The organism is Plesiomonas sp. (assembly GCF_051652165.1).
Classification (GTDB): Bacteria; Pseudomonadota; Gammaproteobacteria; order Enterobacterales; family CAMTGL01; genus Plesiomonas.
The window spans coordinates 143246-165367 of the sequence record NZ_JBOFTR010000002.1; the positions used below are offsets into that span (position 1 = coordinate 143246).

Below are 22122 nucleotides of genomic sequence, written 5' to 3' on the forward strand. Positions count from 1 at the left end.
TACAGAGAGACGGCAAGCGCGGTTAATGCGCGAGTAACTAACGGAGTGTAACAAATTGAACGTGCAACGGGAATTGTAGGGCATATTTTGTTGACCCAACGCTGAATTTTTCGCCATAGATTACTGATAGTTATGCACGACGCACTGTTTTGCGAGTATGCAACAGTTGTATGTTAGCAAGAGTTGATGTACATCAAGATGTTTTAAAACAGCCTGTTTTTTACTGATAATAAGCCATTAGGTTATCAGTGCGTTGCTTCATGAAGGTAGAAAGAGAATGAGGTGATGCAATACATCAAAAACAAGATCAACGGCTGAAGAGGAATAGATCAGCCGTTTGCACTCATCTTAAAGGGGAAAATAATCTCTTGTAGAGCTTGTATTGACCCTATTGTGCTCGTTAAAGAGTTTTTGCCAGATAATTCAGAGCGTATTACTCAAATCTGATTATAAGGCCTTATTATTTAACTCGCTATTTCAGATATTTACTCTGGAACAATCCAGTTAACACTGAAATAGCCGGTGCCTTCTGGTGTCATGGCGGCGCTCATCCATGGCAACAGGGTTTGCATTTGGCTTTCAAGCTGCCACGGCGGGTTGATCACTATCATGCCAGAGGCGGTCATGCCACGCTGATCAGAGTCGGGTTTAATGCCTAATTCAATTTGCATAATGCGGCGAATACCGGTCTCTTCCAGTTGGCGCAGCATACGTTTGATATTCTGTCGCAATACAACCGGATACCAAATAGCATACACACCGGTAGCAAAACGCTTATGCCCTTCAACAATCGCCTCGACCACGCGCTGATAATCCTCTTTCAGCTCGTAAGGCGGGTCAATCAGCACCAATGCACGGCGCTCTTTCGGTGGAAGTTGTGATTTCAACTGTGGATAACCATCGGTGCGTTTTGCAGTAGCGCGCTCATCACGTGAAAACTCACTGCGCAGCAGCGGAAAATCACTTGGGTGCAGCTCGGTTAGCAGCATACGATCTTGCGCCCGCAGCAGATGTTGGGCAATCAGCGGCGAACCCGGATAGTGGAACAGTTGCGGGCCGCGGTTGACCGCTTTTACTGCCGAAATATACGGTGCTAATAGCTCAGGAATATCATCACGTTGCCAAATCCGCGCAATGCCCTCAAGGTACTCACCAGTTTTAGTGGCATGGTCACTTTTCAGATAATAACGCCCAGCACCTGAGTGAGTATCAAGATACAAAAATGGCTTATCTTTCTGCTTGAGTGCGTCAATAATCAGCGATTGAACGCTGTGCTTGAGAACATCGGCATAATTGCCGGCATGAAAACTGTGTCGATAACTGAGCATGATAACCTCTCTTTATGATCACACATTATGCCTGAGTCACCATTGAATTTCGCTTGTTGTGTCGCCATCTTATATAAAGATAATTTATTTGAAGGATAACTGACCATGAGCAACCCGCTGTTGAACTTTAACGGATTACCGCCGTTTTCCCAGATCAAACCGGAGCAGGTTGTTCCGGCAGTTGAGCAGGCGATTGCCGAATGCCGTGCTGAAGTTGACCATGTATTAGCGCATGGCGTGCCTTTTACGTGGGAAAACTTGTGCGAGCCGCTGGCCGAAGTTAATGATCGCCTTAGCCGCTTATGGTCACCGGTGGGCCATTTAAACGCCGTTAAAAACAGCCCTGAACTGCGCGATGCTTACCAGCAGTGTTTGCCGCTGTTGTCAGAGTACGGCACTTGGATGGGGCAACATGCCGGTTTGTATCAAGCCTACAAAAGCTTGCACGATAGTAAAGCGTTCAGTCAGTTAACCGGCGCGCAACGCAAAGCAGTAGAAAACAGCCTGCGCGATTTTGAACTCTCAGGTATCGCACTAAACCCCGAACAGCAACAGCGTTACGGGGAAATTATGGCACGGTTATCGGCGTTGTCGAACCAGTTTAGTAACCATGTGCTCGATGCCACCATGGGCTGGAGTAAGCTGATTACTGATGTTGCTGATCTCAGTGGCATGCCAGAAAGTGCGTTGTTGGCAGCGCAAGCTGCAGCTAAGGCCAAAGAGCAGCAAGGCTATCTGCTGACGTTGGATATTCCAAGCTACCTGCCAGTAATGACCTACTGTGACAACCGCGCACTGCGCCAAGAGCTGTATCAGGCCTACAATACCCGCGCCTCCGATCAGGGCCCGCAGGCTGGCCAGTGGGATAACACCCCGCTGATTGAAGAGATCCTTGCCCTGCGCCACGAGCTGGCACAACTGCTTGGCTTCCCAACGTATGCTGATAAATCACTGGCCACCAAAATGGCCGAAAACCCGCAGCAGGTGCTCGACTTTTTAAACAATCTGGCTACTCGCGCCCGTACACAGGGGCAAAAAGAGCTGGCCGAATTGCAAGATTTTGCTCGTCAGCACTGTCAGGCCGAACAGCTTGATGTGTGGGATGTGGCCTATTACAGCGAAAAACAAAAGCAGCACCTGTTCTCGATCAGTGATGAAGAGCTGCGCCCCTATTTTCCGGAAGACCGTGTGATCAGCGGGCTATTTGAAGTCTTGCAACGCGTGTTTGGCATTCAGGCGCGTGAGCGTGCCACGCACACCGGTGACACGGCCGCGAACGCCACAGAAAACAGCATTGATGTATGGGATAACAGCGTTCGCTTCTTTGAACTGGTTGATGCACAAGGCCAATTGCGCGGCAGCTTCTACCTTGACTTGTATGCCCGCGAACATAAGCGCGGCGGCGCATGGATGGATGACTGTATTGGTCGTAACCGCCGTTTAGACGGCACACTGCAAAAACCGGTCGCCTACCTCACTTGTAACTTCAACAAACCGGTTGGCGGCAAACCGGCGCTATTTACCCATGATGAAGTCACCACACTGTTCCACGAATTTGGTCACGGCATTCACCACATGCTGACCGAAGTGGATACCGGCGCGGTCTCTGGCATTAACGGCGTACCGTGGGATGCCGTTGAGCTGCCAAGCCAGTTTATGGAAAACTGGTGCTGGGAAGCTGAAGCACTGGCCTTTATCTCTGGCCACTATGAGAGCGGTGAACCGTTACCGACTGATAAACTGCAAAAATTGCTCGATGCAAAAAACTATCAGGCCGCCATGTTTGTGCTGCGTCAGCTTGAATTTGCTCTGTTTGATTTCCGTCTGCACCATGAATACCAGCCTGAACAGGGTGCGCGCGTACTGGAAATGCTGTTTGATGTGAAAGACAAGGTCGCGGTGATTGAAGCCCCGCGCTGGCAGCGTTTCCCGCACAGCTTTAGTCATATCTTTGCCGGCGGTTACGCCGCCGGTTACTACAGCTATCTGTGGGCTGAAGTACTGTCAGCCGATGCCTTTGCCCGTTTTGAGGAAGAGGGCATTTTCAACCCGCAAGTTGGGCAAGATTTCCTGCACAACATTCTTGAACGTGGCGGCTCAGAAGCGCCAATGGCTCTGTTTAAGCGTTTTCGTGGCCATGAACCGCAGCTTGATGCTCTGCTGCGCCACAAAGGTATTGCGGGCTAAATTCGGCTGGGTGCAATGCCAGCGCGTAGAATCTACCGCAATAAAACCTTTTTGGCGGGATACAAACCAAGAGCAGATACCGCCACAGACTAGGTTTTGATCACAGGCACGCTATAATAGCGTGCTTTTTTTTGCCTTTTGGTTTTGTTGTTGTGTGGTCAGAAATTGCCGAACTCGGTCATGCTCTGCTCGCCTATTATCGCTGATGCAGCCTCCCGCAGGTGTGCCGCGCCGATGTTCAGGAGTCTGCTTTGTACCCGATCCAACTTATTTGCCCATGTCCTGCCGATACCGCACGGCTGACTGAACTTGCTGCGCGCTGGCAGTTGGTTAACACCCCAGATGCCCCTTTTGCCTTGGTATTAACTGAACATCGTCTTGAGCTACAAAAATGTGATGAGCCAAAACTTGGCGCGATTTATGTCGATTTTGTGGCCGGTACGCAGGCGCATCGGCGCAAGTTTGGCGGCGGACGCGGTGAAGCGGTGGCCAAAGCCATCGGTATCAAAAAAGGCTATCTGCCGGATGTGGTCGATGCGACCGCAGGTTTGGGGCGCGATGGTTTCGTACTCGCCAGCCTTGGCTGCAACGTCCGGCTACTAGAGCGCCATCCAGTCGTGGCTGCGCTGCTTGATGATGGCCTGCAACGCGCGTATGCCGATTCGGAGATCGGTGGCTGGATGCAGCAACGCATGACACTGCTGCATGCCTCAAGCATTGATGCACTGCATAACCTCACGCCACCGCCCGATGTGGTCTATCTTGACCCTATGTATCCGCATAAAACCAAATCGGCGCTGGTGAAAAAAGAGATGCGGGTATTTCAGTCATTGGTTGGGGCCGATCTGGATGCCGACTCCCTGCTTGCACCGGCATTACAACTGGCTACTCGCCGTGTTGTGGTAAAGCGCCCCGATTATGCGCCACCACTTGCCGGACAAAAAGCCAGTGCTGCCGTGCCAACCAAAAGCCACCGATTTGACCTGTATGTAAAAAGTGCCATGTAGCTATTTTCATGTTTCATGGCGCTGTTTGCATGCGGCTGTCTTGAGGTTGCCAGCGCCCTGTTGTGGTTACATAGCACTGTGAGATATGGCAGAGATATATCAGTACAATCAATCTGCCCATACACCCGATAAGCACTTGCTGATTTTCTCAATTACGGGTATTACTCGTAGAGGCAGCAACCCGTTTGCACGATAAATAATAATGAAATCAGAGGGTGTTATGGAGATTCGTCGGCTCTGTAAGTGGGGAAGAGATGAGTACAGTGAGCATTTTAGTCTGCTGTGTGAAATTACCCGTAAACCAAAGTTTAGCTGTATACGCTGTGGGCGCAGTGCACGTAAAAAACGCTACTTATGCAAGCCGCAAAAGCGTGAATAACCCTCTGGGGTAGTTTAGTTTTATTGAACGACATACAGCTTTACTAAACCAAATGTAGATCCCATATAGCGTCGCCATTAGGCGGCGCTATAGTCAGTGTGCCGTTGCTGCATCACCGCAGATCGTTGAATCTGAGCGCGGTTACTCATCATCGCGTAGCGGTACAATCAGCATATCAATTGGGATATTGTTCATCAGTTGGCGTGCCGATGACATGAGCTTACTCCAGAAATCCTGATGATGGCCGCAGACCAGTAAGTCCACATTATACTGCTTGATAGCATCAATCAGTACCTGCCCTAAATCACCGCTTCCGCTCAGGGTTTCGCTTATTGGATAGCCACCACTGAGTGCCAGTTCACGCAAAGAGGCATGGGTCTCTTCTGTAATTTTCTGCTTCATATCCCCTAAATTGACATCAATCAACCCGGTGTACAGATCCGAATAGTTGACATCAACGTGGATCAGCGAAACTTTGGCGGCATTTCGTTTAGCAATGCTGACGGCTTTTTTCACCAAATAGTGGCTTTCTGGTGATAGGTCAACGGCCACTAAAATATGTTGATAGGCCATGATGATGCTCCTGTTTATACCGTGGACTCTTTTGATGGTAGCACCGGCCACCGTTGCAAAATGTCTTACCGATCACAGGCTGTTGTTGAACAGTGTCACCAGTAAAAGCAAAAAATGAGGGCATTTTGAGTACAAATATCGTGCGCGGGTATGCACGCAATACATCAAATCAGTGATGAGAGACTGCACATTATCATTTTTGGCCAGAGATCTACGCTGACACAAGGGCTAAAAATAAGATAAATAAAAAAAATTAAGCACTGTTTTTTGGCGGATTGATGGGTTGTTTAATTAGCATTTTCCTTAATAAGCAGTTTGTCGGTCTGATTTTTATCCAAAAAATAAAGTGATCTGTTGTTGTTTTGATTTGGGTGAAATTTGCCGCGATGGGTTTCCGGTGTCATTGATAACGGTATGCGCTGATACACGGCAGAACGTGATCAGGTTTACAAACTTATTTATTACGATCAATGCAGAGCAGGTGCAGGAGTGATGCAATGAAAAATAAAATCTGTGTAGTAACCGGTGGTGGTCGTGGCATTGGCCGACAAATTGTGAATACCTTAGCCGATGCTGGGGCAGCGATGGTGATTGCCTGTGACCTTGATCCTGCCGCACTGGAAGAGACCGCCAGCGGGCGGGCCAATGTGCGTGGTTATGTGCTCAATGTGACCGACCGCAGTGCGATTCCAGTGTTTATCGAATCAATAGTTAAAGAGTTCGGCCAGATTGATGTGCTGGTGAATAATGCCGGTGTCACGCGCGATAACCTGATTCAAAAAATGACCGAGCAAGAGTGGGATTTGGTGCTCGATATCAACCTCAAAGGGGTCTTTAACCTGACACAAGCGGTTGCACCAGTGATGATAGAGCAAGGCAGTGGTGCGGTGGTCAGCCTCTCTTCGGTGGTGGGGATTGACGGTAATATTGGCCAGAGTAACTATGCGGCCAGTAAAGGTGGGGTGATTGCGATGACCAAAACCTGGGCGAAAGAGTTCACCCGTAAGGGGGCGAAAGTCAGGGTTAATGCAGTTGCACCGGGATTTATCCGCACCCCGATGACGGCGGTAGTGCCTGATAAGGTGATTGATTATATGGTGAGCAAAACCCCACTTGGGCGCATGGGAACGGCAGAGGATATTGCACAGGCGGTGCTGTTTTTAGTCAGTGATCAGTCAGTATTCATCACCGGACAAGTGCTACGGGTAGACGGAGGCTTAACCGTTTAACGGCTGTTTGTCTGTCAGTGTTAATGAGAATATCTGAGTTAGCCCACAATGCGATGGCGCAAATAAACATAATAATAACAATCCGTGTATGATTGCCCCGCGCTGCGGGGCTTTTTTTACCTGCAGTGGGGCCAGTTATGCGCACTTAGCGCGTAGTTGTCATCGGGTTTGCCTGTATAACAGCTCAACATGCAAACTGAGCAGATAAAGCACAATTGATACCTAGAGGGTATCCTTGGAGGATTGAACCATAATGATAAACAAAGGGTGGGTCTTAGGCCTGATCATCAGCGCATTAGCCAGTTTTAGTACACAAGCTATCGCGAAAGAGAAACTGTACGTCTATAACTGGACCGATTATATTCCCGCAGCACTGTTAGAACAGTTCACTAAAGAGACCGGCATCGATGTTATTTACTCGACCTTTGAGAGTAATGAAGAGATGTACTCAAAGCTGAAACTGACACAAGGTGCAGGGTATGATCTGATTGTTCCCTCTACGTACTATATCAGTAAAATGGCCCGTGAAGGGATGCTGCAAACTCTCGATCACCGTCAGCTGAAAAATTTTGCTAACCTCGACCCAAGTTTATTATCCCAAGATTTTGATCCTAAAAATCAGTTTTCGATTCCCTATGTTTGGGGGGCGACTGGTATTGCCGTGAATCGTGCAGAAATTGATCCCGCAACAGTAAATAGTTGGCAAGATTTGTGGAAGCCGGCATTTAAAGATCATCTGTTGCTGACCAATGATTCACGGGAAGTTTTTCATATGGCGCTATTGGTGAAGGGGTTCTCCCCTAACACGACTGATCCTGACGAGATCCGCCAAGCTTATGAATTGTTGCGTCCCTTGATGCCAAATGTGCGGGTCTTTAACTCTGACGCGCCAGATGTACCTTATTTGCAAGATGAAGTGTCTGTTGGGATGATCTGGAATGGCCCAGCATGGCGTGCCGCGCAAGAGAACCCTGATATTCAATTTATCTATCCAAAAGAGGGAGCCATTTTTTGGATGGACAGTATGGCCATTCCTGCGCAGGCAAAAAATCCACACGCGGCCTATCAATTTATTGATTTTCTGCTGCGGCCAGAGAGTGCGGTAGCGATTATGAAAGAGTTGGGCTATTCAGTGCCAAACCGCGCGGCGCTCTCACTACTTGATAAACGCATGGCAGGTAATACCACCTTGTTCCCACCTGCTGTGGCTATGCAAAAAGGTCAGTTTCAGCGTGATGTTGGGGATGCAATTACACTGTACGAAACCTATTGGAATAAGTTACGCTCAAGTAAATAAATGTCTGTGTTAAACGGTAACGTGGCCGTTACCATTTTTTAGTACTTCACAGTATTCGTGTGTAATCATGATTATTATCTGTTATCAACAGTAGAGATCCCATTCTCAACATCAAGGAGTTTGTATGTTGGCACAAGCCATGATTGATAAATTAAATGAGCAGTTGAATCTGGAGTTCTTCTCATCCAATTTGTATCTGCAAATGAGCGCATGGTGTGATCACCACGGGTTTGATGGTGCGGCACTGTTCTTGCGTCAGCATGCTATAGAAGAGATGCAGCATATGCAGCGGTTATTTAACTATGTTAGCGAAACCGGAGCGTTGCCGCTGATTGGTGCGATTGCTGCGCCAGATACGGAATACCGATCACTGTCTGATGTGTTTGAGAAAACCTATGAGCATGAGCAGCTTATTACCCGCCAAATCAATGAACTGGTGCATGTAGCATTCAGTACACAAGATTACTCTACGTTCAGTTTCTTGCAATGGTATGTGGCCGAGCAGCACGAAGAAGAGAAGCTGTTTAAAAGCATTCTCGATAAGATTGAATTGGTGGGTGAAGATGGGAAAGCATTATTCTTTATCGATAAAGACCTGCGTGCTCTGGCGCAAACTGGCAGTGTTAATGCGGTGACTAACAGCGCAGAGTAAGTGAGTACAGCGAAAGAGGAGTGATCAGAGCCTACTTGTCGCATAATATAGACGTGAAAAAATAGCGCAGTACGCAATAGATCCTTTGCAAAAACTGCGCTATATCTATTTTGTTATGCAGAGATAATGAATTGTATATGTAAGACTGGGTTTTGCTCTGGTAACAGCCTGCAATGTTACGCCACAAAAATAAAAACAGAACACCGTAAATGGAATACGGAAGAGAGTGAGTAGATGGATTTACACTGGGCTATTTGGGGTTTATTACTGATCAGTATCGTGAATATTGCACGCTATATCTCCAGTTTGAAAGTGCTGCTGTTTATTATGCGGGAAAGTGACCCGTATCTGTATCTGCAAGTTGATGGGCGTGGTTTTTTCCGTGCAACTGGCGTGCTATCAAAACAAATTCGGCTGTTTCACTATTTGCGTGAACAGCGTTATTTATCCCACCATGATCCGCTATTTATCGATAAATGTGCCAAAGTCAGGCAGTTATTTATGTTGACCAGCAGCTTATTATTGCTGATGTTGGCTACACTTTTGCTCACTCTTTTTTTGCCAGACGCGGCAATAGTAGTCGAGTAGTGCTAAAACAATATCGGCAACCCGAAGGCTGCCGATAATGATCTGATGATGGAAAAAGTGTACGGTCAGAGGATAAGGTAGCTCGCAATCCAAAAGAGAGCACAAGAGAGTAGCATGGTCGCAGGCAGGGTAAAGACCCATGCCATCAGGATGCTTTTTACTGTACCTGATTGCAGGCGGTTTTTATTTGCCAGCATAGAACCTGCTACAGCAGAAGAGAGTACGTGCGTAGTTGATACCGGCATACCTGTAATACTGGCAATCCCAATGGCTGAGGCTGCAGTAATTTGTGCCGCCATTCCTTGAGAGTAGCTCATACCACGCTCACCAATTTTCTCACCTACTGTCACGACAATCCGCCGCCAGCCAACCAGTGTACCTAAACCTAGAGCCAGTGCGACAGCAACAATCACCCATGTTGGTGCATATTCCGTTGTTTGGTTTAGATCAGCACGCAAGGTATTTAAGCTATGCGCATCTGATTTCGACAGCCCTGGCTGTACAGCCATTTTCTTCGCCGTATCATCAATACACAGAATCAAGCGGCGGGTCATCCGGCGTTGTTCAGTATCGAGGTTATGGTAACTGTTGACCCCGCGTAACAGTGTTTCTAATTCACCTAACGAAGCTTGGGTCTGTGCTGGGCTACAATGGAATGAGCCTTGTGGGATAGCATTGTCTTCAGCACTGCGCGGATGGCTTGCAATAAACGCATTTAATACCGCAGGATTATTAGCATAAATGCTGGCAATGTGCTTTGTGGCATCGGCTGTTTTTGCAATCTCATATTTGCTGGCAGCCATATTAACCACAAATTGCGAGGGAGCAATACCGATAAGCACCAGCATTAATAAGCCAATCCCTTTTTGTCCATCATTAGAACCATGTGCAAAGCTGACACCAAATGAGGAGAAAATCAGCATCATACGTGGCCAAAATGGAGGGTGCTTCTTTCCATCAAGCAGTTGGCGCTCTTGTGGATTCAGATGCATGTGTGATGTTGGATATAACTGCTTCAGTATTAGCAGCACCACCGCCGCAATCGCAAGCCCGACAAGCGGAGAGACAACCAATGAAAGCATAACATCCAGTGCTTTTTTTAGGTTTACACCATCACTGATGGAGGTGTGTGTCATCAAGGCATTTGCAATACCCACCCCCAAAATCGAACCGATTAAGGTGTGTGAGCTTGAGGCGGGTAATCCGAGATACCACGTTCCAAAATTCCACACAATGGCGGTCAGCAGCATCGAGAATACCATGATCAAGCCATGTGTTGAGCTGATATTGACTAGCAGATCAATGGGGAGCAGGTGCACAATAGCATAGGCGACACTCAGCCCCCCTAATAACACCCCAAGGAAATTAAAAAAACCCGACAGTACAACTGCAAGTTGTGCTGGCATTGCTTTTGTGTAGATAACCGTCGCTACCGCATTGGCAGTGTCGTGAAATCCGTTAATGAACTCGTAAGCCAACACAAATAATAGCGCCAGTCCAAGCAAAATGGCGATATGAGTATCAAGACCGGTAAATATATCAAACATAAAATAAGCCATAAACCGTCATCAGACTGGCGCATTATCAATATAAATAGCGACTCTACAAAGCGAAAATTCGAGTTATTTTTAAAACTGCCGCAAAAAAGTGAGGGTTAATTGCATACTGACAGGCATGATTTTAAGTCAATTACATTATTAACGTATTGATTTGTATTATGTTTGTGTTTGGTTGCATCGTCATTTGTTTTTTTGGCTGCGCGATACAGAGTTTGAGCATAAAAGTAATTTTTTTTACGAGGATAGCGCCATTTCATCACGCAATTTAGCGTTTTCCCGCTTTTTCCATACCATTGCGATCAGTACAGCATGTTCAATATACCGTTTAATGGTGATGCGTGTTAATCGTGGTGTGCCTGTTTTTCTGATGGCTCTGATCTGTTCTGATATAAGTGGCTGAACTTTTGGCATGTTGTACGCATAAAGCAGAGGTATCCGAATTTTTCTGCTCAGAGTGGTCGCACAAAGTGAGGCTCTCTGGTGGAGAGTCTTAAAGACGATTACAATCCGCCGACAGTGGTTGTGTGGTCAGTGACCAAACGCTAAGAGAACACCGGAAATCGAGGCAAATGTGAAGAGTGAATTTGATGTAGTGGTGATTGGTGCAGGAGCCGCGGGGTTATTGTGTGCAGCAATGGCTGCCGAGCGTGGGCGACGAGTGCTGGTGGTGGATAACGGTAAAAAGGCAGGGCGTAAAATTCTGATGTCAGGAGGAGGCCGCTGTAATTTCACCAATTTATATATTGAGCCTGCAGCTTACCTGTCTGAAAATCCGCATTTTTGTAAGTCGGCACTCTCGCGTTATACCCAGTGGGATTTTATTGCGTTGGTAGCAAAACACAATATTGCCTATCATGAAAAAACGCTTGGTCAGCTATTTTGTGATGATTCTGCCGAGCAGATCGTGGCGATGTTGTTGGCTGAATGTGCCGAGCATGGCGCGCAAATTCGCCTGCGTTGTGATGTCAGTGCCGTTGAGCGGGCAACGGTTGAACAGGCAACAGAGAGTGCTGATGTACGCTATTTAGTACAAACCAGCAGCGGGGCCATTTGTTGTCAGTCGGTGGTGGTGGCCAGCGGTGGGCTATCTATGCCAGGGTTAGGTGCAACACCACTGGGTTATCGGATTGCCGAGCAATTTTCGCTGCCGATTATTCCCACCCGTGCTGGATTAGTGCCATTTACCCTGCACAAAGCCGAGCTCGATGCCCAGCAATCTTTGGCAGGAATTGCGATTCCGGTGAGTGTTGAATCACAGCAAGGGGTGGTATTCCGTGAAAACCTGCTATTTACCCACCGTGGTCTATCAGGGCCGGCGATTTTGCAAATCTCCAGTTACTGGAGAGCGGGGGAAACAGTCAGTGTGAATTTGCTGCCCGATCTTGATCTGCTGGCCGAGCTGGAGCAGTTACGGCAGACACAACCAAATCTTAGTTTGAAAAACGCACTGTCGCGCTGGTTGCCAAAACGTTTTGTCGAGTGTTGGATTGAGCAACAAAAGTTGCCTAATCCGGTACTATCGCAACTGAGTAATGCGCAAAAAGCGGCACTGGTCAGTGCGCTGCAGCAGTGGGCGGTGCAGCCAAATAGCACAGAAGGTTATCGTACCGCAGAGGTTACGCTCGGTGGAGTTGATACACGGGTATTGTCATCAAAAACCATGCAGGCAAATGATATTCCCGGTCTCTATTTTATCGGCGAAGTGGTAGATGTTACGGGTTGGCTTGGCGGATATAACTTTCAGTGGGCATGGAGTTCGGCTTACGCCTGCGCTCAGGCGTTATAAGTTATCAAGAATAAACAATGCTGCTATTTGTGTATATAAATAGCATATTAACATTAGATAATAATGCAAGTGTCATTGATCGTGCTGTTAGCTGAGATATTGGCCAAGTGAATATGCTAGTTAATACCCTTAAGCATAAACCTGAGCAGACAAGTACAACAGTAAAATCTTAGCGATAATAAGCATACTGATTAGGCATGACCTTGGTTTTGCTGAGATCTGGGAAAATGAAGATTCAAGCTGCCAGTATCAAACTGAAATAGAGCGATAAGTGAAGGAAGGTGTTGCGCACTTTATCAGGCAAATACCTTGTTTATCACAAAAATTGACGATATGCGGTTATTGTTCATTTACAATGCTAATGATAATCGTTATCATTAATTTGTGTTGATGACGTTGTTTACAACAACATTAACGCACGACATTGCTCACATATTGCTTCCAAAATGCACTTTGGCCAGCTTATATCCCATAAGCTGGCCATTTTTTTATATCAAGTATGGCAATAGCTGTGAGCGATGATCTTTTCATTATCGTTTTTTCTCTTTTCTCTTTTCTCTTTTCTCTTTTCTCTTTTCTCTTTTCTCTTTTCTCTTTTCTTTGTAACTAGGCGACATTTTTTCTGATCTTTAAGAAGAGATCAGAAATATAAGATCATACGCTCTGACAGCATAGTATACCCACACGGGTAGCGTATAAATATTGCACGCATTTTGTGTGAGACGGGTACATCACATGCTTGTTTTTTATTCAAATGGCGTTTTTTTACCAAAATACATATTCAGAATAGCGTAGCCTTTTAGGTTGTGTTTAACGCGCCATCACATATCTGCTCTGGGCTTGATAAAAGTCAAGGACAAAAACAGTATCCACAGCAGATGATCATATAAAGATCACGCCCCGATCAGTAAAATAATCAATAACTATATGATTAATAACTATATTTAATAGGCTTCATGGTCGATTTATAAGGATGATCACAAAACTACGTTTTATTGTTCACAAACTTATCCACAGATCAGAAATCGCTAAAAAACATGCTTGAATAGCTGTTTGTGATCATCTTTTGTGTGAGCATTCAATCTTAATTGAGTACATCGTGCTGCTTTATCCAACATATTGCCCTTTGGTTTAAGCGAAGAGGCGATTTTTTATGATGTAGATACGTAAGGTGAGCAACATGGTGTGCTGTGATTCGCTTCTGGGCGCAGGTGTGGCATTCTTTAGGGTATTGATGACTGACCGGATACCTTTATTATGGCTGAGATTGCACCCAATCCGTTGATCCTCGTGGATGGATCATCTTACCTCTACCGTGCCTACCATGCTTTTCCACCGCTGACCAATGCACACGGAGAGCCGACCGGTGCAATGTACGGTGTGCTGAATATGCTCAAAAGCCTGTTAAATCAGTATGCTCCCAGCCAGATGGCGGTGGTGTTTGATGCCAAGGGCAAAACCTTCCGTGATGAGATGTTTGCCGAATACAAGGCACACCGCCCGCCGATGCCCGATGATCTGCGCAGCCAGATAGCGCCGCTGCACGAAATGGTGCAGGCGATGGGGTTGCCGTTGCTGGTGATCAGCGGGGTAGAAGCGGATGATGTGATAGGTACGCTGGCGACTCAGGCAGCCGCCGACGGGCGTGATGTGCTGATCAGCACCGGTGATAAAGACATGGCGCAGCTGGTGAACCCACGGATCACCTTGATTAACACCATGAACAACACGGTGTTAGGCCCGCAGGAAGTGCAAGATAAGTACGGTGTTGGCCCCGAGCTGATTATCGATTTTCTCGCACTGATGGGGGACTCTTCCGATAATATTCCGGGTGTTCCAGGCGTGGGTGAAAAGACCGCGCTGGCGCTATTAAACGGTATCGGCAGTATTAAGCAGATTTATACCCAGCTTGACGCTATTCCCGCGCTCGGTTTTCGTGGGGCAAAAACCCTGCCAGCAAAACTGGAGTTACACAAAGCCAATGCTGATCTCTCGTACGCATTGGCAACAATCAAAACCGATGTGCCATTAGAGCAAGATCATCTGTCGCTCGATATTCAGCCTGCCGATACCGACAGCCTGATCCGACTGTTTGGCCGTTTTGAATTTAAACGCTGGTTGGCCGATTTACTTGACGGTAAAGATATCAGCGCGCCCGTACCGCTGGCGGCGGCGCGCCGTACCGGAACAGGCTCAAGCAGTGAAAGCAGTAGCTACTCAGTAGCACAAGCGGCGGTGACTGAGGCAAAGGTTACAGCGGTGAGTGTTGATCGCAGTGCGTATGACACCATTCTGACTCAGGCGCAGCTTGATCTGTGGTTGCAAAAATTGCAAGCGGCCGATCTGTTTGCCTTTGATACCGAAACCGACGGGCTAGACTATATGACGGCCAATCTAGTCGGTGTCTCTTTTGCCTGTGCAGCTGGTGAAGCGGCCTATCTGCCACTGGCCCATGACTACTTGGATGCCCCCGATCAGCTTGATCTAACCGCGGTGCTGGCACAGCTCAAGCCGCTACTGGAAGATGCGCAGCGGCAGAAAGTGGGGCAAAACCTGAAGTTTGATCAGAGCATTTTGGCGCGTTACGGCATTGAACTGCGCGGTATCGCCTATGACACTATGCTTGAATCTTATGTGCTCAACAGCGTCGCCGGTCGCCATGATATGGATAGCCTTGCCGAACGCCATCTGGCGCACCAGACCATCAGTTTTGAAGAGGTGGCCGGTAAGGGGAAAAATCAGTTAACCTTCAACCAAATTGCCCTTGAACAGGCCGCGCCGTATGCCGCGGAAGATGCCGATATCACCTTGCGTTTGCATCAGGCTCTGTGGCCACAGCTACAGGCCCAACCGAGTTTGGAAAAGGTTTTTCGTGAGATAGAGATCCCGCTGGTACCCGTATTGTCACGCATTGAGCGCACGGGCGTATTAATTGAGCCGATGCTGCTCAATCAGCAGTCATCTGAATTGGCGCAGCGTTTGGCTGAGCTCGAAACCGAGGCCCACACGCTGGCGGGTGAGCCGTTTAATCTGGCATCGCCCAAGCAATTACAAGCTATTTTGTTCGATAAACTCGGTTTACCGGTTCTGAAAAAAACACCGGGCGGCGCACCATCTACCAATGAAGAGGTGTTGGCTGAACTGGCGCTTGATTACCCGTTACCGGCAATTTTGCTTGAGTACCGTGGCATGGCAAAGCTCAAATCAACCTATACCGATAAACTGCCGCAGATGATCAATCCGCAGACTGGCCGTTTACACACCTCGTACCATCAGGCGGTTACTGCAACAGGCCGTTTATCCTCAACTGATCCTAATTTGCAAAATATTCCTGTTCGTAATGAAGAGGGCCGTCGTATCCGACAGGCGTTTATTGCGGATACAGGATATAAAATTCTCGCGGCTGACTATTCACAAATTGAGTTACGGATCATGGCGCATCTGTCTGGCGATCAGGGGTTACTGATTGCTTTCAGTGAAGGTGCCGATATCCATCGTGCTACCGCAGCAGAAGTGTTTGGATTAGCGCGCAATCAAGTCAGTGCGGATCAGCGCCGCAGTGCCAAAGCCATTAACTTTGGCCTGATCTACGGCATGAGTGCTTTTGGTCTGGCGCGTCAGCTTGGTATTGGCCGTAATGAAGCCCAACGTTATATGGATCTCTACTTTGAACGCTATCCTGGCGTGCTTGATTATATGGAAAGCACCCGTAAGCAGGCTACTGCGCAAGGGTATGTTGAAACCCTATTTGGTCGCCGTTTACAACTGCCAGACATCAATGCAAGTAATGGGATCCGGCGTAAAGCTGCAGAGCGGGCAGCAATCAATGCCCCTATGCAGGGCACGGCGGCGGATATCATCAAAAAAGCAATGCTGGCGGTTGATCACTGGCTGCGTGAAACCCCTGAGCTGGGTGTACGTTTGTTGATGCAAGTACACGATGAACTGGTGTTTGAAATTCCACAGCAGCATGTAGAGCACTGTACTGCCCAGATCAAACAGATTATGGAGCAGTGTGCTGCGCTGAATGTTCCGCTGGTGGTCGATGTTGGTGTGGGTGATAACTGGGATCAAGCACATTAAGTTTATCACGGTGGTTTTTACTGAAAATACCTCACTGGGTGCTTTGGTATCAGTATTAGGCAACCGTAAACAAACGAAACGGACCATAGTCAGAGCGAGTATGGTTATAAAGTAATTTTATATTGAAAAATAACTCACAAATTAATGTTATTTTTTGTGATGAAGTGCAACAAAAAGGTGAAAGTAAACGACAGAAAGCCCTTTACCTACACCGCTAAAGTACTGTAAAGTTTATCACGTAGGGTACAGAGGTAAGATGTTCTATCTTTCAGACCTTTTACTTCACGTAATTGGATTTGGCTGAATTTTTTAGCCGCCCCAGTTGTTATGACTGGGGCGTTCTTTTATGGATAAAATCCAAAATAGTGGGCTGTTTTCTCTTCGTATTGTGTTGATATATGGCCACTACTTCTCCTCGGCTTTCCCTCTATTTCCCCTTTTTTTGCGCCTGCTATTGCATTCCATTATATTATTTTTTGTTTATTTACCTTTCTGTTTTATTACCTTAAGTTACTCTTTTAAAAGATAAATGATTTAAAATGTGCGATATACATCACTGATTTTCACGTTTAAATTAGAGTAATTACTTTAATTTAAGCGTAGAGTCTATATAATCAACAGGCTCTTCTTATTTATCTTAGATTGTGCAGAGTTGACTCTGATACTGTGCAGAGAAAACCAGCAGTGATTCTACTGTATTTTCAGGCCAGCTTTTGCTGGCTTTTTTTATTGCCATTGTTATTAATTGGTGGTTTTTTTGTTTATTTTAAGTAAAGATCGTAATAACTATTGCAGTTATTTATGTATCAACGAGTATGCAGAAGAGCACATATATGTCGTTATAAAAAAACAGCTTTATTGAACTTATTTATTGTTGCGAAATCATGGATAAGATGAAAGAGAGCCATGTTATTGTGGGTATAATGGGTGACATGTTGTAATAATAAGAGTGAAAAGAGTCGATCTAGCACAATATATACCGTGTAGTGCTCTTTTTTGCATAAAGATCTTGCGAAACCATGCAGGATCGAAGATCCTAAAAAGATAACGATAAAAATCTCCTATTTCTCTCCCGTTGCCCCATCGCACGATGGGGACTTTGTTTTTTCTGCGATATACCTCCCATCTGTTTGAGTCTATTTTGTACTGACTTTTTTGCTGAGAAATCATGACATTTAGTCACATTAACCATAAATAGACAGGGTATTTCGCATAAGATAACAATACGTACTCTACAAAAAATCCTCAAAATGGATAGTTACCAATACCGGTTATTAGAGAGCAGAGTGGTTGAAAACCCATTTTTGAGCCACTCACTGTGTGATAGCGTCATTATTCATGGGTTAATCAGGGCAATTTTCCTGCTTTTTATTCATTTGCAGGGCCGAAAGCCTAGAATGTTCTATTTCTGAGCGTAAACACTGGCATAATATGGCCTACTGATCCCGCATCACAATGGTGTTGATATGACCCGCGAAAAGAAAACCCGTAAAGCGCCAAGTGGCGTTAAACTTGATTCATCAAAGCCGAAAAAAAGCCGTGCCGAACTTGATCAAATGTCACGTGATCAAAAGCGACTAAAAAAGCGTAAAGGCCTTAACTCAGGTACACGCCAAAATCCGGAAGGCTCTTCACGTAAGGCAGATAGCCGTGCAGATAAAGACCCGCGTATCGGCAGTAAAAAACCGGTGCCACTGATGGTTGAATTTGTAAACCGTCAGCCGAAAAAAGCAGCCGTTGTTAAGCCGGTAGAAAAAGAGACTCTTTCCCCAGAACTTGAACTGGCACAACTGGAAGCTAATGAGCGTCTGCACCTGTTGTTAGATCGTGTTGATAACGGTGAAAGTATCAGTAAAGAAGAGCAACATTATATTGATAGCTGCCTTGATCGTGTTGATGAACTGATGCAACTGCTTGGTTTGTCTGATGAAGAAGAGGACGAATCTGAAACGCCTGCACCGGTAAAAAGCAGTGATCCAGAAGATTTGTGGGAGCGTTTTAACAACAGTGATCCGAAGTCATTCTGATGCTGTGGCAACAGGGATTAGTATTGGCAGCAGTGATGATACTGCTGCCATTAGCCTTATACGCGGGTTGGTTACTGAGCAAACTGTGGCAACAGCGGCAGGCACAGCACCATCGGCAACAGCAACGTAACCAGACACTGGCCGACAGCATTCAGACCATCGCACTGGCGATGCAGTCTGGGCAGTGTAATTTATCAGAAGGCGTGTTGCGCCTGCACCCTCTACTTGAGGCAGTGAATCAGGCAGATACCCCGCAATTATCTACCCATTTTCCGGCAATGCAGGCTCTGTTTGAGGCTGTTGCTGCCATGCCAACACATGAAGCCCGCAAAAATTACAAACGTAATCAAATTATGAAATGGGATCTGGAACGCGAGCTGGCAGAAAGCCGCCTGCAAACAGAGATCGAAGATGAGCTGCCAACTCTGCTTGCCTGGTGTTCTCGATTACCGAAATAAAAGCAGTTTTAAGCTGCGGTGAATTGGAAGGAATGAGCATGTCTGTGATTGTGAATAACCCCACTGAGTGGGATTTGGCGTTAATTCAGAAGTATAACTACTCTGGTCCACGCTATACGTCGTATCCTACGGCACTTGAATTTCATGAAGGTTATCAAGAGAGCGATTTTAAGCAGGCCGTTGCCCGTTATCCAGAGCGCCCGCTATCACTGTATATTCACATTCCTTTTTGCCACAAGCTTTGCTATTTCTGCGGTTGTAATAAAGTGATTACCCGCCATGTGCACAAGGCCGATCACTACCTTGATGTGCTAGAACAAGAGATTATTCAGCGCGCAACGCTGTTTACTGACCGTCAGGTTTCCCAGATCCACTGGGGTGGCGGCACGCCGACCTTCCTGAGTAAAACACAAGTCAGCCGTTTGATTCACCTGCTGCGAACCCATTTTAATGTGCGTGCCGATGCTGAGATCAGTATTGAACTTGACCCGCGTGAAATTGAGCTCGATATGCTCGATCACCTGCGGGCTGAAGGCTTTAACCGCATGAGCATGGGGGTGCAGGATTTCAACAAAGATGTTCAGCAGTTGGTTAACCGTGAGCAGGATGAAGATTTTATCTTTGCGCTGATTGCCCGTGCTCGCCAGCTTGGGTTTGCTTCAACCAATATTGATTTGATTTACGGCCTGCCAAAACAGACACCGGAAAGTTTTGCATTCACCCTGCAAAAGGTCATTGAGTTAAACCCTGATCGCCTGAGCGTGTTTAATTATGCGCATCTGCCTGCACGTTTTCCGGCACAGCGAAAAATTCGCGATGAAGACTTGCCAAATCCGGCACAGAAATTGGCCATCCTGCAAGAGAGTATTGAAACCTTGTGTGGGGCAGGTTATCAGTTTATCGGGATGGATCACTTTGCGCGTCCGCAAGATGAGCTGGCTATTGCCCAGCGTCAGGGCCAGTTGCACCGTAATTTTCAGGGTTATACCACGCAAGCAGAGTGTGATCTGCTCGGTATGGGCGTATCAGCCATCAGCATGATTGGCGATCACTATGCACAAAATCAGCGTGAGCTTAAACACTACTATGCGCAGGTTACTGAGCAGGGGCATGCGTTGAATAAAGGCCTGCGGATGAGCGATGAAGACTGCTTACGCCGTGATGTTATCAAAGCCTTGATCTGTAATTTCCAGCTTTCGTTTGCCGAGATAGAAGCGCAGTACCCGATTGATTTTAAACAGCACTTTGCAGAGGATTTGGCTCTGCTTGCCCCGTTAGCCGCCGATGGATTAGTGACGTTGAGCGATGAGGGGATCACTGTAATGCCACGCGGTCATCTGCTGATCCGTAATATCTGTATGTGTTTTGATACCTATTTGCGTCAACAAGCGCGTCGCCAGCAGTTCTCGCGAGTGATTTAACCGATAAAAAATGCCGCCGTGATGCACCAGCATCCGGCGGCATTTTTACGTTATTAAATACCTACAAAAAGTGTGCGTGAAGATTACGCTTCGTCTGCTGCCGCTTGCTGTGCGTTCAACGCTTCAATTTCATGGGTAAACCAGGTATCAAGCTTAATGCGCAGCAGATCAACACCGAATTTTTTCAGTGATGAGAAGGCCTCAACCTGAATATCACCGCCAAAAGTAACAACCGCATCACGCACCATTTTTACTTGGTTTTTACGTGCGCCACTGGCCAGCTTGTCGGCTTTAGTCAGTAGAATTAGCACGGGTAAACCGGCATCAACTGCCCACATCACCATTTGCTGATCCAGATCTTTTAGAGGGTGACGGATATCCATCAGCACGACCAGACCACGCAGGCATTCGCGTTTTTGCAAGTATTCGCCCAGTGCTCGCTGCCACTTTAGCTTCATCTCTTCAGGCACTTGTGCATAGCCGTAACCGGGTAAGTCGACTAAACGGGCTTGTTCGGCCACTTCAAATAAGTTGATCAGCTGGGTACGGCCTGGCGTTTTACTGGTACGCGCCAGATTTTTTTGGTTGGTTAAGGTATTTAGCGCGCTGGATTTTCCGGCGTTTGAGCGGCCCGCAAAGGCAACTTCAATAGCATTATCCATCGGAAGGTGACGGATATCCGGAGCACTGGTGACAAAATGTGTAACATGATAATTAAATTGAGCCACGGAACGATCTCCACCCTAGTCAAATGTGGTGCACTGATTTCTTTTATGTGAAAATGTGTAAAATATCTGTTGTAATAATTCAGGGGAAAGCGTGAACACTTCCCCTTACTGTAACGGACAGGATTATCCGTTATCGGCATAACAACAATCATATAGCTAAATGGAACGCCATGAAAAAATTTGCGCTCGTGATGTCAATGATGCTGGGTGTTAGCGGTATGGCGCAGGCACAGGGAGATGCAGAAGCGGGTAAAAAAATTGCTTCTGCGGTTTGTGTTGCTTGCCACAATGCCGATGGGAATAGCACCATCACTGCCAACCCTAAATTGGCCGGACAACATAACAAATATCTGCTCAAGCAGCTAAAAGAATTCCAATTAGCTGCACATACCAATGCCCAACAAGGGCGCGCTAACCCGATTATGCAGGGGCAAGTGGCTACACTGTCTGAGCAAGATTTGGAGAATCTGGCCGCATGGTTCTCACAACAAACACCAGCACCTGCCTATACCCGTAAAGATAGCGTAACGTTGGGTAAGCAACTGTATATGGCAGGTGATAAACAACGCGGTATTCCGGCGTGTGTAGCCTGCCATGGCCCACGTGGTAACGGCGCTAATCTTTCAGGCTTTCCGAAAATTTCGGGCCAACATGCTGATTATATTATCGCACAACTTAACGCGTTTCGGGCTGGGCAACGGCAAAATGACCCAAATAGTATGATGCGTCAGATTGCCGCATCACTCACAGATAAAGAGATCAGTGCATTAGCGGGCTATTTAGGTGGTTTACACTGAGTTTTAGTGTGTAATTACAAATG

Annotated in this window: 19 protein-coding genes; 14 read left to right on the top strand and 5 right to left on the bottom strand. The window is 46.8% G+C overall.

Annotated elements, in window-relative coordinates; genetic code table 11:
• Window positions 1-485 precede the first annotated feature (485 nt).
• Window positions 486-1328 (bottom strand): 23S rRNA (adenine(2030)-N(6))-methyltransferase RlmJ, encoded by an 843-nt coding sequence (locus ACRC53_RS00975; RefSeq protein ID WP_438641717.1) that lies wholly within the window; start codon window positions 1326-1328, stop codon window positions 486-488.
• 105 nt (window positions 1329-1433) lie between these two features.
• Between ACRC53_RS00975 and prlC the strand changes: the two genes are divergently transcribed.
• From prlC to ACRC53_RS00990, 3 genes are all read left to right on the top strand, one after another.
• Window positions 1434-3515, top strand: a complete 2082-nt coding sequence (gene prlC / locus ACRC53_RS00980; RefSeq protein ID WP_438641718.1) for an oligopeptidase A — start codon at window positions 1434-1436, stop codon at window positions 3513-3515.
• 251 nt (window positions 3516-3766) lie between these two features.
• Window positions 3767-4522 carry a 16S rRNA (guanine(1516)-N(2))-methyltransferase RsmJ gene (gene rsmJ, locus ACRC53_RS00985; RefSeq protein WP_438641719.1) on the top strand — a complete coding sequence of 252 codons (756 nt, stop codon included), beginning with the start codon at window positions 3767-3769 and terminating at the stop codon, window positions 4520-4522.
• 202 nt (window positions 4523-4724) lie between these two features.
• Window positions 4725-4901 (top strand): hypothetical protein, encoded by a 177-nt coding sequence (locus ACRC53_RS00990; protein WP_438622631.1) that lies wholly within the window; start codon window positions 4725-4727, stop codon window positions 4899-4901.
• 141 nt (window positions 4902-5042) lie between these two features.
• On the opposite strand, the gene uspA is transcribed toward ACRC53_RS00990, so the two are convergent.
• Complete coding sequence (gene uspA, locus ACRC53_RS00995) at window positions 5043-5474, bottom strand: universal stress protein UspA (protein ID WP_438641720.1); 432 nt, start codon at window positions 5472-5474, stop codon at window positions 5043-5045.
• Window positions 5475-5971: 497 nt separating this feature from the next.
• Here uspA and fabG point away from each other — a divergent pair, with 497 nt between their 5' ends.
• The 4 genes from fabG to uspB all read left to right on the top strand — a co-directional run bounded on the left by fabG (window position 5972) and on the right by uspB (window position 9240).
• Window positions 5972-6703 carry a 3-oxoacyl-ACP reductase FabG gene (gene fabG / locus ACRC53_RS01000; protein ID WP_438641721.1) on the top strand — a complete coding sequence of 244 codons (732 nt, stop codon included), beginning with the start codon at window positions 5972-5974 and terminating at the stop codon, window positions 6701-6703.
• A 253-nt stretch (window positions 6704-6956) separates the two neighbouring features.
• Window positions 6957-8000 carry an extracellular solute-binding protein gene (locus ACRC53_RS01005; RefSeq protein WP_438641722.1) on the top strand — a complete coding sequence of 348 codons (1044 nt, stop codon included), beginning with the start codon at window positions 6957-6959 and terminating at the stop codon, window positions 7998-8000.
• Between the two features lie 124 nt (window positions 8001-8124).
• Complete coding sequence (gene ftnA / locus ACRC53_RS01010) at window positions 8125-8652, top strand: non-heme ferritin (protein ID WP_438641723.1); 528 nt, start codon at window positions 8125-8127, stop codon at window positions 8650-8652.
• 234 nt (window positions 8653-8886) lie between these two features.
• Window positions 8887-9240: a universal stress protein UspB gene (uspB, locus tag ACRC53_RS01015; RefSeq protein WP_438641724.1), complete on the top strand. Its 354-nt coding sequence runs from the start codon at window positions 8887-8889 to the stop codon at window positions 9238-9240.
• 65 nt (window positions 9241-9305) lie between these two features.
• Here the strand turns inward: uspB and ACRC53_RS01020 are convergent, their stop codons facing one another.
• Together ACRC53_RS01020 and ACRC53_RS01025 are read right to left on the bottom strand one after the other, a co-directional pair.
• On the bottom strand, window positions 9306-10787 hold the full coding sequence (locus ACRC53_RS01020; RefSeq protein ID WP_438641725.1) for an inorganic phosphate transporter: 1482 nt from the start codon (window positions 10785-10787) through the stop codon (window positions 9306-9308).
• 246 nt (window positions 10788-11033) lie between these two features.
• Window positions 11034-11210, bottom strand: coding sequence for a hypothetical protein (locus tag ACRC53_RS01025; RefSeq protein WP_438641726.1), 177 nt, complete (start codon window positions 11208-11210; stop codon window positions 11034-11036).
• A 223-nt stretch (window positions 11211-11433) separates the two neighbouring features.
• On the opposite strand from ACRC53_RS01025, the gene ACRC53_RS01030 reads away from it, so the two are divergent.
• The 6 genes from ACRC53_RS01030 to hemN all read left to right on the top strand — a co-directional run bounded on the left by ACRC53_RS01030 (window position 11434) and on the right by hemN (window position 20574).
• Window positions 11434-12585, top strand: coding sequence for an NAD(P)/FAD-dependent oxidoreductase (locus tag ACRC53_RS01030; RefSeq protein ID WP_438641780.1), 1152 nt, complete (start codon window positions 11434-11436; stop codon window positions 12583-12585).
• Between the two features lie 1257 nt (window positions 12586-13842).
• Window positions 13843-16668 (top strand): DNA polymerase I, encoded by a 2826-nt coding sequence (gene polA / locus ACRC53_RS01035; RefSeq protein WP_438641727.1) that lies wholly within the window; start codon window positions 13843-13845, stop codon window positions 16666-16668.
• Between the two features lie 256 nt (window positions 16669-16924).
• Entirely contained in the window at window positions 16925-16972 is a 48-nt protein-coding gene (locus ACRC53_RS01040) for a spot 42 RNA, inhibition of DNA synthesis (RefSeq protein ID WP_071892919.1), read from the top strand.
• Window positions 16973-18134: 1162 nt separating this feature from the next.
• Entirely contained in the window at window positions 18135-18695 is a 561-nt protein-coding gene (gene yihI, locus ACRC53_RS01045) for a Der GTPase-activating protein YihI (protein WP_438641728.1), read from the top strand.
• A complete protein-coding gene (locus ACRC53_RS01050; RefSeq protein ID WP_438641729.1) occupies window positions 18695-19153 on the top strand; it encodes a DUF2489 domain-containing protein in 459 nt (152 codons plus the stop codon). Before yihI ends, ACRC53_RS01050 begins: the two co-directional genes overlap by 1 nt.
• A gap of 38 nt (window positions 19154-19191) precedes the next feature.
• Window positions 19192-20574 (top strand): oxygen-independent coproporphyrinogen III oxidase, encoded by a 1383-nt coding sequence (gene hemN / locus ACRC53_RS01055; protein ID WP_438641730.1) that lies wholly within the window; start codon window positions 19192-19194, stop codon window positions 20572-20574.
• A gap of 83 nt (window positions 20575-20657) precedes the next feature.
• Here the strand turns inward: hemN and yihA are convergent, their stop codons facing one another.
• Complete coding sequence (yihA, locus tag ACRC53_RS01060; RefSeq protein WP_438641731.1) at window positions 20658-21302, bottom strand: ribosome biogenesis GTP-binding protein YihA/YsxC; 645 nt, start codon at window positions 21300-21302, stop codon at window positions 20658-20660.
• A 170-nt stretch (window positions 21303-21472) separates the two neighbouring features.
• Between yihA and ACRC53_RS01065 the strand changes: the two genes are divergently transcribed.
• Complete coding sequence (locus tag ACRC53_RS01065) at window positions 21473-22099, top strand: c-type cytochrome (RefSeq protein ID WP_438641732.1); 627 nt, start codon at window positions 21473-21475, stop codon at window positions 22097-22099.
• Window positions 22100-22122 lie beyond the last annotated feature (23 nt).

Excerpts from the sequence above, each read along its gene's own strand:
- ACRC53_RS00975 (WP_438641717.1), bottom strand. The coding sequence starts at position 1,328 with ATGCTCAGTTATCGACACAGTTTTCATGCCGGCAATTATGCCGATGTT.
- prlC (WP_438641718.1), top strand. The coding sequence starts at position 1,434 with ATGAGCAACCCGCTGTTGAACTTTAACGGATTACCGCCGTTTTCCCAG.
- ACRC53_RS00990 (WP_438622631.1), top strand. The coding sequence starts at position 4,725 with ATGAAATCAGAGGGTGTTATGGAGATTCGTCGGCTCTGTAAGTGGGGA.
- uspA (WP_438641720.1), bottom strand. The coding sequence starts at position 5,474 with ATGGCCTATCAACATATTTTAGTGGCCGTTGACCTATCACCAGAAAGC.
- fabG (WP_438641721.1), top strand. The coding sequence starts at position 5,972 with ATGAAAAATAAAATCTGTGTAGTAACCGGTGGTGGTCGTGGCATTGGC.
- ACRC53_RS01005 (WP_438641722.1), top strand. The coding sequence starts at position 6,957 with ATGATAAACAAAGGGTGGGTCTTAGGCCTGATCATCAGCGCATTAGCC.
- ftnA (WP_438641723.1), top strand. The coding sequence starts at position 8,125 with ATGTTGGCACAAGCCATGATTGATAAATTAAATGAGCAGTTGAATCTG.
- uspB (WP_438641724.1), top strand. The coding sequence starts at position 8,887 with ATGGATTTACACTGGGCTATTTGGGGTTTATTACTGATCAGTATCGTG.
- ACRC53_RS01020 (WP_438641725.1), bottom strand. The coding sequence starts at position 10,787 with ATGTTTGATATATTTACCGGTCTTGATACTCATATCGCCATTTTGCTT.
- ACRC53_RS01025 (WP_438641726.1), bottom strand. The coding sequence starts at position 11,210 with ATGCCAAAAGTTCAGCCACTTATATCAGAACAGATCAGAGCCATCAGA.
- ACRC53_RS01030 (WP_438641780.1), top strand. The coding sequence starts at position 11,434 with ATGGCTGCCGAGCGTGGGCGACGAGTGCTGGTGGTGGATAACGGTAAA.
- polA (WP_438641727.1), top strand. The coding sequence starts at position 13,843 with ATGGCTGAGATTGCACCCAATCCGTTGATCCTCGTGGATGGATCATCT.
- yihI (WP_438641728.1), top strand. The coding sequence starts at position 18,135 with ATGACCCGCGAAAAGAAAACCCGTAAAGCGCCAAGTGGCGTTAAACTT.
- ACRC53_RS01050 (WP_438641729.1), top strand. The coding sequence starts at position 18,695 with ATGCTGTGGCAACAGGGATTAGTATTGGCAGCAGTGATGATACTGCTG.
- hemN (WP_438641730.1), top strand. The coding sequence starts at position 19,192 with ATGTCTGTGATTGTGAATAACCCCACTGAGTGGGATTTGGCGTTAATT.
- ACRC53_RS01065 (WP_438641732.1), top strand. The coding sequence starts at position 21,473 with ATGAAAAAATTTGCGCTCGTGATGTCAATGATGCTGGGTGTTAGCGGT.